This window comes from Paralcaligenes ureilyticus (assembly GCF_004346225.1).
GTDB classification, from domain to species: domain Bacteria; phylum Pseudomonadota; class Gammaproteobacteria; order Burkholderiales; family Burkholderiaceae_B; genus Paralcaligenes; species Paralcaligenes ureilyticus.
Window position 1 is genome coordinate 219,674 of record NZ_SMAJ01000001.1, and the last position, 12,124, is coordinate 231,797.

A 12,124-nucleotide genomic window follows, 5' to 3' on the forward strand; every position below is an offset into this window, starting at 1 on the left:
AGCTGGCCAAACTGCCTTAAACCGATCATGCACCAGTACGAAGATTTCATGCGCCATGTGTATGAACATGGCCAGGCTAAGACCGACCGCACCGGCACCGGCACGCGCTCGGTTTTCGGGCACCAAATGCGTTTTGATCTGGCCGAAGGGTTCCCCCTGGTCACGACCAAAAAGCTGCACACCCGAAGCATCTTTATCGAGCTGCTGTGGTTTTTGCAGGGCAGCTCCAATGTGCGCTGGCTGCAAGAGCGCGGCGTTAGCATCTGGAACGAATGGGCCGACGCCAACGGCGATCTCGGCCCCGTTTATGGTGTGCAATGGCGCTCCTGGCCCACGCCCGACGGCCAGCACATCGACCAAATCACGCAAGTCATCGACCAGATACGCCAGAACCCCGATTCGCGCAGGCTGATTGTGTCGGCCTGGAACGTGGGCGAAATCGCCAATATGGCGCTGCCGCCCTGCCATGCCTTCTTTCAGTTTTATGTGGCCGCGGGCAAATTGTCGTGCCAGCTTTACCAGCGTAGTGCCGATATCTTTCTGGGTGTGCCTTTCAACATTGCCAGCTACGCCTTGCTTACCCACATGGTGGCGCAACAATGCGATCTGGAGGTGGGCGACTTCATCTGGGTGGGCGGCGACTGCCATTTGTACAGCAATCATTTCGAACAGGTCAAAGAGCAATTGTCGCGCACACCCTTCCCCTATCCCCAGCTTGTCATCCAGCGCAAACCCGCCTCCATTTTCGACTACCGCTACGAAGATTTCGAGATCGTGGGCTATGAATCCCATCCCCACATCAAAGCGCCGGTTGCCGTCTAAATGCCAAGCCGCATGCCGCCTCCCGTTGTCAAAATCGTCGTGGCCTATTCGGACAATCGCGCCATAGGCCGCGATAATGCCCTGCCATGGAAGCTGCCCAGCGACCTGGCCCACTTCAAGCGCACCACGCTAGGCCATCCCATCATCATGGGCCGTCATACCTGGGAGTCGCTGGGGCGGCCGCTGCCCGGCCGGCGCAATATCGTCATCAGCCGCCAAGCCGACTACACCGCCATCGGGGCAACCGTGTTCGGCTCCCTCCCCGAGGCGCTCGCCGCCTGCCAGGGCGAGTCCAGCGTCTGCATTATCGGCGGCGCGCAAATCTATGCCCAGGCGCTGCAATACGCCCATGAAATCGTGGCCACCGAAGTCCATGCGGACGTCGACGGCGATGCCTTCTTCCCGGCGCCTGAACCGCAGCAATGGCAGGAAGTCGAGCGCCTGGCCCAGGCCGCCGAAAACGGCTATCACTTCGATTTCGTGCGGTATCAGCGCCGGCCGGCGCCCTGAGGCGCCCGGCGCGCCTCTTTGTTCCATTGTCAAATCCATCGTGAACGCGAAAGCGAGGCGCAGATGTAGCGGCAGCCCTTGTGGCTGCCATTTTTGCCAAACCGGGTGTAGGTTATTGCGTAGATGGCACCCACAAGGGGTGCCACTACAAACGGCGGACACGTATCTGTAGAGGCACCCCTTGTGGGTGCCATCCATGTGAAATGGAATTATTGCGCCGCGCCTACGCGCCGCATGAACTTCCACAACAAAGGATCCAGGGAATACGCCACGTTAAAGCGTATCCAGTCCGAGTCGGACTGCTCCGGATCGAAATACAGACTGGGAGCGAGCCATATACCATCTTTCAAGGCCAATTCGGCCAGGCTGGCCGCCCCCTTGCCGCGCCATTTTCCCGTTGTAGGCCGCGCCCACAAAAACAAGCCCGCCCGAGGCCTGGAAAACACTTCAAAACCATGCTTGTCCAGCAAATCGCCCAGCGCATCGTGCGCCTCGCGCAGGCGGTCCTGGACGCGCTGCAGATGCGCCTGGTGCCGCCCCAGGCGCAACACCTGATAAACCGTGCGCTCCATCATTTCGGCCGACGTCAGCGCGATAGCCATTTTGGTTTTGGCAAAGTCCGCCGCCAGGTCTGCGCTTGACACAATGTGGCCCACCCGCACCGACGGCGCAATACTCTTGGAAAAACCCGATACATACACCACTCGCCGAGTTCCTCCCAGCGCCAGAAGCATGGGGCCCACCCCCGGCAGCAAGGCGCGCGATACATCATCTTCGACCACCCAGAAGTCGTGCTGCTCGGCCACCTGCAAAACCCGAAAAGCGTTGGCCATGCTCAGGCTCGATCCGGTCGGATTCTGCAGAACGGTGTTGATGAAGATAGCCTTCAGGTTGTGCGTGCGAGCCAGGCGCTCGAGCTCGGGCACGCGGATTCCGTCGGCATCGCGCGGGACGCCGTACACCTTGAGTCCAGCCAGGCGCAAAGCGGGCAGCAAAATTCCGTAGCCGGGAACCTCGACCGCCACGGCGTCGCCCGCCCGGAACAAGGTGCGCGCCACAACGTCCAGCCCTTGCGTGGCGCCATGGGTCAACAACACTTGATCGACGCCCACGCTTGCGCCTCGCTCAGCCAGCGACTGCACGATATGCTCGCGCAGCGGCGCGTACCCATAAGGCTGGCCGTAGCCGGCGATTTGCATGGCAGGCACGCGCGCCAGCTGACGCAAGGATTGCTGCAGGCCGGCTTCGTTCAGCCATTCCGCAGGCAGCCAGCCGCAACCCGATTTGATGGGGATGGAGTGATCCGCAAACACATCGGTCAACAGCCACGAAGCGCCTATCTTGGGCGGCTGCCAACTGGCAGACGAGGACGCCGCGGGCGCCACCCGTGCGCGCACCGCCACACGATAGCCCGAGCCGGGACGCGCCGACAGCCAGTCTTGCGCGACCAGACGGCTGTAGGCGGCGGCCACCGTGAAAGTGCTCAAGCCATGCTCGTGGGCGAAATGCCGCACCGAAGGCACCGCCATGCCGGGGCGCAGCAGCTGCGTCTGGATGGCCGCCTGCAGCGCCGACACAATCTGCTCTACCAGGGTAGGGCCTTTGCTCAGATCACGCACCGGTTCGAAAAACTTCATGGCCCCCTCGCTGAACTATACAGTTCTTCCAATTTTACCAGTACAGCTAGATATTTTTTATAAAACTGTATATTTCAATCGTCTTGGAACACGGCGAGAATGGCCTATGCGTCATAAGCCGCGCGATTCATTCAACTGTCTTCGAGAGTCACTATGAACAGCCCCGTCAAAATTCCGGACATGTCCCACCTGTGGATGCCCTTTACCGCCAACCGCCAGTTCAAAGAGGCTCCACGCCTGCTGGTCGCGGCCAAAGGCATGTATTACACCTCACACGACGGACGCCAGATCCTGGACGGCACGTCGGGATTGTGGTGCGTGAACGCCGGCCACGGCCGCAGCGAAATCGTAGAGGCCATCTCGCGCCAGGCCGCCGAGCTCGACTATGCGCCCAGCTTCCAGATTGGGCACCCCAATGCCTTTCTGGCCGCCAGCGCCATCGCCCAGATCATGCCGGCAGGCATGGACCGGATTTTCTTCACCAACTCGGGCTCGGAGTCCGTCGACACGGCGCTGAAAATAGCGTTGGCCTACCATCGCGCCCGCGGCGAAGGCCAGCGTACGCGTCTTATCGGCCGCGAACGCGGCTACCATGGCGTGGGCTTTGGCGGGATTTCGGTGGGCGGCATCGGCCCCAATCGCAAGGCGTTTTCCGGAGCCCTGATCCCCGGCGTCGATCACCTGCCCCACACGCACGACCTGTCAAAAAATGCCAACTCGCACGGGCAGCCCGAATGGGGCGCGCACCTGGCCGATGACCTCGAACGCATCGTCGCCCTGCACGACGCTTCAACGATTGCCGCCGTTATCGTCGAACCGATGGCGGGCTCGACCGGTGTACTGATTCCTCCCAAGGGCTATCTGGAGCGCTTGCGCGCCATCACCGAGAAATACGGCATCTTGCTGATTTTCGACGAAGTCATCAGCGGCTTCGGGCGCCTGGGCGCCGCCACGGCCAGCGAACTCTTCGGCGTCACCCCCGACCTGATCACGCTTGCCAAAGGCGTAAGCAACGCCAGTGTTCCCGCCGGCGCGGTCGCCGTCAAACACAACATCCATGACACCATCGTTGGCGCGTCGGCCAAGGGGATTGAATTCTTCCACGGCTATACGTATTCAGGCCACCCGCTGGCCACGGCCGCCATACTGGCAACCCTGGACATCTACAAACGCGAGAAACTCTTTGCACGCGCCGCCAGCCTGTCGCCCGCGTTCGATACCGCAGCCCACAAACTGGAAGGCGGACGCCATGTGATCGACGTGCGCAACCTGGGCCTGGTAGCCGGCATCGAACTCGCGCCGCGCCCCGGCGCCCCCGGCGCACGCGCCGCCGAAGCGTTCACGAAATGCTTCGATCAGGGCCTGATGGTGCGCTACACCGGCGATACCCTGGCGGTGTCACCACCGCTGATTATCGACGAAAGCCAGATTTCCCAGGTGTTTGAAACGATCGCCGCGGTTCTGAAAACGATTGATTGAGGTTTAGGTGGTGGCACCCACAAGGGGTGCCGCTACAAAAACATACCGGTGAATCATGTAGCGGCACCCCTTGTGGGTGCCATTTTTTTATAGACGAAACCGCCACAAACCCGCCCGCGCTCAATCCCGGCGCAGCACACCGGGAAAGACGCACAGCATTTCATAGGCCAGATTGGCGCCCAACAAGGCCGTAGTGCCATGAGGGTCATACGGCGGCGCGATTTCCACGACGTCTGCGCCGATGACATCCAGGCCCCAGGCGCCGCGAATGATTTCCAGTGCCTGCGGCACGGTCAGGCCGGCGATCTCGGGCGTGCCCGTTCCTGGTGCATAGGCCGGATCGATGCCGTCGATGTCAAAACTAAGGTACACCGGGCCGCCGGCCACGCGTGCGCGCACCTCTTCCATCAGGGGTGCCAAGGATTTGTTCCAGCATTCCTCGACCTGCACGACCTTGAAACCCTGGTCGCGGCACCAGTCGAAGTCTTCCGCCGTATAACCTGTGCCGCGCTGCCCTATCTGGACAACACGGTTGCAATCCAGCAAGCCTTCTTCCACCGCCCGCCGAAACGGCGTGCCATGTGCAATTTTCTCGCCAAACATGGTGTCGTTCACATCGGCATGCGCATCAACGTGGATGAGGCCGATCTTCCCGTATTTTTTATGCAAGGCGCGCAAAATCGGCAGCACGATGGTATGGTCGCCGCCCAGCGTGACCGGACGGCAGCCCGAGGCGGCAATGCCGTCGTAAGCCTCTTCGATAATCCGGATCGAGTCCAGCAGGTTGTAGGGATTGATGGCCACGTCGCCGATATCGGCCACCTGCAGCGCATCGAACGGCGCCGCCCGCGTCGCCATGTTGTAAGGGCGCAATAACACGGATTCCGTGCGGATCTGGCGCGGGCCGAAGCGCGCGCCCGAACGGTTCGAAGTGCCCAAATCGAATGGCACGCCGACGAAACAGGCATCCAGGCCTACGCTGCTCGTCACATGCGGCAAGCGCATCATGGTGGCGATGCCGCCAAACCGCGGCATGTCGTTGCCGCCCAGGGGCTGATTCAATACCCTGGAGGTTGATTTACTCGATAACTGATCCGACATGAGAAACTCCGATAAAACAGATTTTTAAAAATACGCACGGCGCATAAAGACGGCGACGAAAAGGCGGCCCTTTGATCAGCCGCTGCTAGCCGATGCAACGCACAACATGCTTGATTTCCTGAAACGCCCGCATGCCCCATGGGCCCAGCTCGCGCCCGATACCGCTTTTTTTCATACCGCCCCACGACGTCTGCGGAAAAATCACCTGGGGGCAATTGACCCATACCAGCCCGACATCCAGCGCCGCCGATACGCGATCGGCTCTTTCCTTGTCACCGGTCAGCACAGTCGCCACCAGCCCGAATTCGCTCTGATTGGCCATGCTTATCGCCTCCTGTTCGCTCTCGAACGTATTAACGCACAGCACCGGGCCAAATATTTCTTCGCGCCACAACGGGCTGTCCACAGGCACGTCGGCAAATATCGTAGGCGCCAGATAAAACCCTTTTCCCTGACCCACCGGCTGGCCGCCCGTCACCCTATGTAAACCTGCGGCAACGCCTTGTTCAATATACTTCAGTACCTTCCGGTACTGCTGACGGGTCGTCAAAGGCCCCATCGTAGTGCGGCCGTCCATCGGGTCGCCGACCACAATGGCCTCTGCGCGCCGCTTCAAACCCCGGATGAAATCATCGGCCACGGTCCGCTCGACCAGCAGGCGCGAAGTGGCCGAGCACATCTGCCCGGCGTTATAAAATATGCCCTGGCAGACAATATCCAGCGCCCGCTCAATATCGGCATCGGCAAAGACCAGCGCCGCCGATTTTCCGCCAAGTTCCAGGCTGACGTTTTTTATATCGTCGGCGGCCGATTTCATGACGGCCCCCCCAATCGCGGTGCTGCCGGTAAACGACACCTTGCGAACGCCCGAATGCGCCACCATGGCGGCGCCCACCTCGGCGCCACCGCCCACGACCAGATTGAACACCCCGGCACGCAAACCGACGCTGTCGATCACCTCGGCCAGCGCCAACTCCGGCAAAGGTGTTATTTCCGACGGCTTGAGCACCACGCAACACCCGGCGGCCAGGGCCGGCGCAAGCTTCCAGGCGGTGGTCACCATCGGGAAATTCCATGGCACGATCAAAGCCACCACCCCACAAGGCTCGTAACGCAAGCTAGCCTCGAAAGCCGCATTGGGCAACGCCACCGGATTATCCTGCGCCGCATCCAGGTCCTGTGCCAATCCAGCGTAATAATCGAAAGTGGCGATGACATCGTCGACATCCACCCTGGACTCGGCGATCGGCTTGCCGTTATTGGCCGTTTGCAAACGAGCCAGATTATCGCGCTCTGCGGCCACGCCAAGGGCGATCGCGCGCAGGTAGTCGGCGCGCTGGCGACCGGACGTGCGGCTCCACGCCGACGTTGCCTTCGTTGCGGCACTCACCGCGGCATCGACATCGGCGCTATCGCCCCAGGCGACCTGTGCCAGAACGTCTTCCGTGGCCGGGTTGATGATCGGCTCGACCCGGCCCGATTCCGACGCCCGCCACTGTCCCGCGATATAGTGTTGATGCCGCATCAGTTGTCCTGCTCGACCCATTCCGCTTCAGAAATTTCTATCACGGTGGGCACATTGACTTGCGTGGCGGCGCGCAAAGCCGCCACCAGTTCCTTCTGGCCGGACACATGATGCGCACGGCAGCCAAAGCCTTGGGCTATGGCGATGAAATCGGGGGTATAGATGTCGACGCCTATGGGCGTGATATCCCGATTCTCCATGTACTTCTTTATTTCGCCATAACCCAGATTGTTCCAGAGAAGAACAATCACCGGGACATGAGCCTCGACAGCGCTGGCCAGTTCAGGCAAAGTAAACTGCATCCCGCCATCGCCGATCAGGCACACCACCGGCAGGCCCTCGCGGCCCAGCTTTGCGCCAATGGCGGCGGGTAGCGCGTAACCCAAGGTGCCGAATCCGGTTGACGAATTGAACCAGGTTCGAGGCGCAAGCGCATCGAACGTCAGGTTTCCGGTATACACCACCTGCGTGGAGTCCCCGACGAAGACAGATTCGGGCAGCGTGTCGCGGATGAGTTCCAGCACACGGTGATGCATCCTGGCCTGATCGTCCAGGCCGGCGGAGAGCTCTTTGCGCAGCGAAGCCACCCGGGCGCTCCCCCAATTTGCCTCGCCGCCGACAGGCGCAGGAGTATCGGAAAACTTCTGCATCAATTTCAGCAGTGCATCTTTTGCATCCGACATAAGCGCCTTGGCCGCCGGATAATTGCGCGCCAGCTGTGCCGCCTCGATATCTATCCGTATCAACTGGCCGGGGATGCGAAAACCTCCGTCGAAAACCGTGTCGTAATCGGTTTCGCTCAATTCCGTGCCTATGGCCAGCACCACGTCGGCTTCGCAAACAAGAGCCCGGGTTGCTTCACTGGACTGCGTAGAGCCCAGTAGCAAAGGATGCCGGGCCGGCAAAAGGCCTTTGGCGTTGATCGTAAGCGCCGTGGGCGCCTGCAAATACTCGGCCAGCTGCTGCAACTCGCGGCCTGCGGATACCGCGCCGCCGCCGGCCAGAATCAGCGGCCGCTTTGCGCCCGCCAAAAGCTGGGCAATGTCGGCAATACGATCGCCTGCCGCGCAAGGCTTCGAGCTGCGCGCCGAAATCCGCGTGGAGAGGTGGTCGGCCGGCGCCACAATAATGTCGAGCGGTATTTCGATGTGCACCGGCCTGGGCCGGGCACTGTCAAACACGGCAAAAGCGCGAGCGAGTACCATGGGCAGGTCTTCGACACACATCAAGGTGTGCGAAAACGCCGTGATGCCGGAAAATATATTCCGCTGCGACGAGAGCTCGTGCAAATTGCCATTGCCGCTGCCCAATTGACGGCGGGCATTGACGCTGGATATGACCAGCATGGGAATCGAATCCGCATAGGCCTGCGCCATGGCTGTCGCAATATTGGTCATGCCCGGGCCGGTAATAATCAGGCAAACGCCCGGCTTTCCGGTCACACGCGCATAGCCGTCGGCCATAAAGCCCGCCCCCTGCTCATGGCGCGGAGAAATATGCCGCAGCGTCGACCTCGCCAGGCCCCGGTACAGCTCCACGGTGTGCACGCCGGGGATACCGAACACCAGGTCGACGCCATAATTTTCAAGCAGGGTTACGAGAACCTCGCCACACGTCCGGGTGGCCCGGACAGGATGCAGGGCCGCCCCTTGCGCCAGGACCGGCGCCAGGTTCTTGGCTGCATCGATTGCCATACTCTCAAGTAGATTCATCTTAAATTTCAACGAGTGGATTGTTGGTGCCGTTTTTCCAGCTTGCGCGCATACCACGTCAAGGGAAAGCAAATAAAGAAATACAGCATGGCGACCATGCCGTAAATCGGAAAGGGCCGGAAAGTGGAATTGCTGAGCATATTGCCTGTCTTGGTCAGCTCAACCATCCCGATAATGGAGGCCAGCGCCGTACTCTTGACGACCTGAACCATGAACCCCACCGTAGGTGCGATCGCAATCCGCAAAGCCTGCGGCAACACGACATAGCGCAACTGCTGGGGGTAAGACATGCCCAGGCTCGCGCCCGAATTCCACTGCCCGCGCGAAATGGAGGCCACACACCCGCCCCAAATATCGAGCAAATAGGCACTGGTATAGAGCGTCAATGTGACGCTGGCGGCAAGCCAGGCGGAAACATCCACGCCCAGCAGCGGCAGGCCGAAAAACACCAGGAACAGTTGCAGCAGCAACGGCGTTCCCTGGAAAATCTCGACATAAACATCAATTAACGCCGTGATCTTCTTGCGGCCCGCCAATCGGCAGGCCAGCAACAACAGCCCTACGACGCCCCCGCCAATAAACGAAATCAGGGACAACAGCACCGTCCAGCGCGCCGCCAGAATCAGAATCTGCCCCATGCCCAATAAAGTGAAACCCATCATGGCTGCCGTCCTGCAAAAAGCCCGCGCCCCATGCGATTCAAGAGGCGGCGCAGCGCAATGGCCAGCAACAGATACACAACGGTAATGACCAGATAAATTTCGAAGGAGCGAAAAGTACGCGACTGGATATAGTTGGCCGCATACGTCAGGTCAGTCACGGAAATCTGCGACACAACGGCCGAACCCAGCATCACGATCAGCACCTGGCAAACAAGCGCGGGATAAACGGTGGCCAGAGCTTGCGGCAAGATAATGGAGCGCAGCGCCTGCTTTTGAGTCAAGCCCATGGCCAGGGCCGCCTGATATTGCCCGCGCGAGACCGCGTCAATACCGGCCCTGACGATTTCAATGGCATACGCACCCATATTGATGGACATGGTCAGGATGGCGGCCTGCATTTCCCCAATATGGATGCCCAGGCTCGGCAGCCCGAAAAATACGAAAAACAGCTGCACGAGAAATGGCGTATTGCGTATCGCCTCGACATAGCAGGCGATCAGCCTGCGGATCGACGGCCCGCCCATCCACTGCAAGGCCGCGCCGCCCACCCCGATGGCGCCGCCCACCAGCGTGGAGACCGCCGTCAATTCCAGCGTAACCGCGGCCCCTTTGAAAAGTAACGCGGCATATTGCGGCACATCGCTAAAGTCGAATACGTACGCCATCATGGCCTTCCAGCTTTGAGGTTTTCCAATATCACAAATCGGCAGGCAAGGACACGTGCAGCCAATGCTGGGCAATCTTGTTGAGGCTGCCGTCTTTCTTGCTTTGCGCAATCATGTCGTTAAGCACCTTTTTCAAACGAGGCTCGTTCTTGTTGAAGCCCACGTGATCGGGCGAACTGAACAACTGGAATTTCTGTTCGATACTGACGCTGGGATTTTTGTCGATAATCGTGGCGCCCACATCATTGCCAACCACCATCAATTGCGCCTGCCCGGACAGGAAAGCGGTAATGGCGCCACTCGGATCGTCAAAGCGTTTGATGACCGCAGTAGGAGGCGCCACCTTGGTAATACTTAAATCCTCCAGCGTGCCGCGTGCCACGGCAACCGTCTTCCCCGCCAGGTCCGCACTGCTTTTCACCGCCAGTTTGGCCCTCCCGAAAGCGGCCAGATAATAAGGCGCATAGGCATCCGAAAAATCGATCACTTTGGCGCGCTCCGGTGTTTCTCCGACCGACAGCAGCATGTCGGCCTTGTGGCCCGCCAAATAAGCCATGCGGTTGTCCCCTGTAACCTGAACCAGCTGGACCTTGGCCTTCAGCGCTTTGCCTATCATGTCGGCCATATCAATGTCGTAGCCCAAAGGCTTCATGTCGGGCCCGATGGATCCAAACGGCGGATAGTCCAGAAATACGCCTATCTTTACCGTGCCGGTCTTGGCGATATTGTCCAGAGTGTCGGCCTGGGTCGGCGCGGTGTGCAGCATCCCAAGAGCCAGGACCATTGCGGCGCCGACGCTCAAAAGCGTTTTATTGAAAGATATCGAAATACGGTTGGTGCTGATCATGATGATTTCCCTTTTTTTAGCTCGGCGAGCATAAATACCAGTTAAAGCTTTCTGAAAATGCGTCATTGCAATCCCGGACCGGCATCGAACAGCCGGCACGCATGCGCGGGCAGCCTGGCCGCCACGGACATGCCCACATGCAGGTCGGGCACTTCGCGCGGCGTGGTGGCGGCCGTCAGCGAAAAACCCGAACACGCAATGGTGACTTCCAGCGACGACCCGACATCGCGAATGAACTGAATCTCGCCCGCGACGCTGTTGGCCGCAGCAGGGTCGGGCGGCAAAGCAGGGCTCAGGCAAACATCTTCGGGGCGAATAAGCAGTCTGCATGATTGATCGGTGGCGAGCTTGCGGGAATGGTCGATGCCGATCCGCTGGCCTCCGGCCAGACGTACGCTGTTTTCACCATCGGCCACCGCGGAAATAATATTTCCCAAACCGATGAAATCGGCCACGAACTCATTGACGGGATTGCGATAGACCTCCAATGGAGAGCCGATTTGCGCAATCCTGCCTTGATGCATCACCACAATCACGTCGGCCATGGTCATGGCTTCGCGCTGATCGTGCGTAACCATGATGGTGGTGATCCCAAGCCGTTGCTGCAGGAGGCGGATCTCGACCTGCATCGCTTCGCGCAATTTGGCATCGAGCGCCGACAAGGGTTCATCGAGCAGCAGCATTTTGGGGTCGGAAGCCAGGGCACGCGCAATCGCAACCCGCTGCCGCTGCCCTCCGGATAATTTCGAAACCGGGCTTTGGGCCATATGAGGCAGCTGAATCAACTGCAGCAGATCGCTGACGCGCTGTGCCTGCTTGCTCTTGCCCGTACCGCGCAGACGCAGTGGATAAGCGACGTTGCCCGCCACCGACATATGCGGAAACAAGGCAAGGGACTGGAACACCATGCCAAAATCCCGTTTGTTGGCGGGTACGTCGGTCAGATCGGCGCCCGCCATGCTGATGCGGCCCGATGTTGGAATCTCGAGGCCGGAAATCATGCGCAAGAGCGTCGTTTTCCCACAGCCCGACGGCCCCAGAAAACAAACCAACTTCCCATCGGGGACAGTCAGGTCGACATGGCGAACCACGTCCACGGCGCCGAACCGCTTGCACAGGCCCTCTATGACCAGATCGTTGTTCATGCTGCGCACCTCATGCTTT

Annotated in this window: 11 protein-coding genes; 3 read left to right on the forward strand and 8 right to left on the reverse strand. The window is 59.9% G+C overall.

The annotated features are described in order from the left end of the window. Nucleotides 1-27: 27 nt before the first annotated feature. Together EDC26_RS01095 and EDC26_RS01100 are read left to right on the forward strand one after the other, a co-directional pair. Nucleotides 28-822: a thymidylate synthase gene (locus tag EDC26_RS01095; protein WP_132579416.1), complete on the forward strand. Its 795-nt coding sequence runs from the start codon at nt 28-30 to the stop codon at nt 820-822. Nucleotides 823-834: 12 nt separating this feature from the next. After that, entirely contained in the window at nt 835-1,332 is a 498-nt protein-coding gene (locus EDC26_RS01100) for a dihydrofolate reductase (RefSeq protein WP_132579417.1), read from the forward strand. A 209-nt stretch (nt 1,333-1,541) separates the two neighbouring features. Here EDC26_RS01100 and EDC26_RS01105 read toward each other — a convergent pair whose 3' ends face one another. Continuing rightward, the gene (locus tag EDC26_RS01105) at nt 1,542-2,969 is read right to left on the reverse strand and encodes an aminotransferase-like domain-containing protein (protein ID WP_132579418.1); all 1,428 of its coding nucleotides are present in this window, start codon (nt 2,967-2,969) and stop codon (nt 1,542-1,544) included. A gap of 153 nt (nt 2,970-3,122) precedes the next feature. On the opposite strand from EDC26_RS01105, the gene aptA reads away from it, so the two are divergent. Beyond that, nucleotides 3,123-4,448 (forward strand): omega-aminotransferase AptA, encoded by a 1,326-nt coding sequence (gene aptA / locus EDC26_RS01110; RefSeq protein ID WP_165930865.1) that lies wholly within the window; start codon nt 3,123-3,125, stop codon nt 4,446-4,448. A 120-nt stretch (nt 4,449-4,568) separates the two neighbouring features. Here aptA and speB read toward each other — a convergent pair whose 3' ends face one another. The 7 genes from speB to EDC26_RS01145 all read right to left on the reverse strand — a co-directional run bounded on the left by speB (nt 4,569) and on the right by EDC26_RS01145 (nt 12,105). Then, nucleotides 4,569-5,549: an agmatinase gene (speB, locus tag EDC26_RS01115; protein WP_132579419.1), complete on the reverse strand. Its 981-nt coding sequence runs from the start codon at nt 5,547-5,549 to the stop codon at nt 4,569-4,571. Between the two features lie 85 nt (nt 5,550-5,634). Next, nucleotides 5,635-7,074, reverse strand: coding sequence for an aldehyde dehydrogenase family protein (locus EDC26_RS01120; protein ID WP_132579420.1), 1,440 nt, complete (start codon nt 7,072-7,074; stop codon nt 5,635-5,637). Continuing rightward, the gene (locus EDC26_RS01125; RefSeq protein ID WP_243700735.1) at nt 7,074-8,786 is read right to left on the reverse strand and encodes a 5-guanidino-2-oxopentanoate decarboxylase; all 1,713 of its coding nucleotides are present in this window, start codon (nt 8,784-8,786) and stop codon (nt 7,074-7,076) included. Before EDC26_RS01125 ends, EDC26_RS01120 begins: the two co-directional genes overlap by 1 nt. 8 nt (nt 8,787-8,794) lie before the next feature. Beyond that, nucleotides 8,795-9,448 (reverse strand): amino acid ABC transporter permease, encoded by a 654-nt coding sequence (locus EDC26_RS01130; RefSeq protein ID WP_132579421.1) that lies wholly within the window; start codon nt 9,446-9,448, stop codon nt 8,795-8,797. Beyond that, on the reverse strand, nt 9,445-10,113 hold the full coding sequence (locus EDC26_RS01135; RefSeq protein ID WP_132579648.1) for an amino acid ABC transporter permease: 669 nt from the start codon (nt 10,111-10,113) through the stop codon (nt 9,445-9,447). Before EDC26_RS01135 ends, EDC26_RS01130 begins: the two co-directional genes overlap by 4 nt. A gap of 31 nt (nt 10,114-10,144) precedes the next feature. Continuing rightward, nucleotides 10,145-10,897: a transporter substrate-binding domain-containing protein gene (locus tag EDC26_RS01140; RefSeq protein ID WP_243700746.1), complete on the reverse strand. Its 753-nt coding sequence runs from the start codon at nt 10,895-10,897 to the stop codon at nt 10,145-10,147. A 125-nt stretch (nt 10,898-11,022) separates the two neighbouring features. Further along, nucleotides 11,023-12,105: an ABC transporter ATP-binding protein gene (locus tag EDC26_RS01145; RefSeq protein ID WP_132579423.1), complete on the reverse strand. Its 1,083-nt coding sequence runs from the start codon at nt 12,103-12,105 to the stop codon at nt 11,023-11,025. Nucleotides 12,106-12,124: the final 19 nt, after the last annotated feature.

What these genes read in the sequence shown, in the direction of transcription:
- EDC26_RS01105 (WP_132579418.1), bottom strand. Translation starts at nt 2,969, where the DNA reads ATGAAGTTTTTCGAACCGGTGCGTGATCTGAGCAAAGGCCCTACCCTG.
- speB (WP_132579419.1), bottom strand. Translation starts at nt 5,549, where the DNA reads ATGTCGGATCAGTTATCGAGTAAATCAACCTCCAGGGTATTGAATCAG.
- EDC26_RS01140 (WP_243700746.1), bottom strand. Translation starts at nt 10,897, where the DNA reads ATGGTCCTGGCTCTTGGGATGCTGCACACCGCGCCGACCCAGGCCGAC.
- EDC26_RS01095 (WP_132579416.1), top strand. Translation starts at nt 28, where the DNA reads ATGCACCAGTACGAAGATTTCATGCGCCATGTGTATGAACATGGCCAG.
- EDC26_RS01120 (WP_132579420.1), bottom strand. Translation starts at nt 7,074, where the DNA reads ATGCGGCATCAACACTATATCGCGGGACAGTGGCGGGCGTCGGAATCG.
- EDC26_RS01135 (WP_132579648.1), bottom strand. Translation starts at nt 10,113, where the DNA reads ATGGCGTACGTATTCGACTTTAGCGATGTGCCGCAATATGCCGCGTTA.
- aptA (WP_165930865.1), top strand. Translation starts at nt 3,123, where the DNA reads ATGAACAGCCCCGTCAAAATTCCGGACATGTCCCACCTGTGGATGCCC.
- EDC26_RS01125 (WP_243700735.1), bottom strand. Translation starts at nt 8,786, where the DNA reads ATGAATCTACTTGAGAGTATGGCAATCGATGCAGCCAAGAACCTGGCG.
- EDC26_RS01145 (WP_132579423.1), bottom strand. Translation starts at nt 12,105, where the DNA reads ATGAACAACGATCTGGTCATAGAGGGCCTGTGCAAGCGGTTCGGCGCC.
- EDC26_RS01100 (WP_132579417.1), top strand. Translation starts at nt 835, where the DNA reads ATGCCGCCTCCCGTTGTCAAAATCGTCGTGGCCTATTCGGACAATCGC.
- EDC26_RS01130 (WP_132579421.1), bottom strand. Translation starts at nt 9,448, where the DNA reads ATGATGGGTTTCACTTTATTGGGCATGGGGCAGATTCTGATTCTGGCG.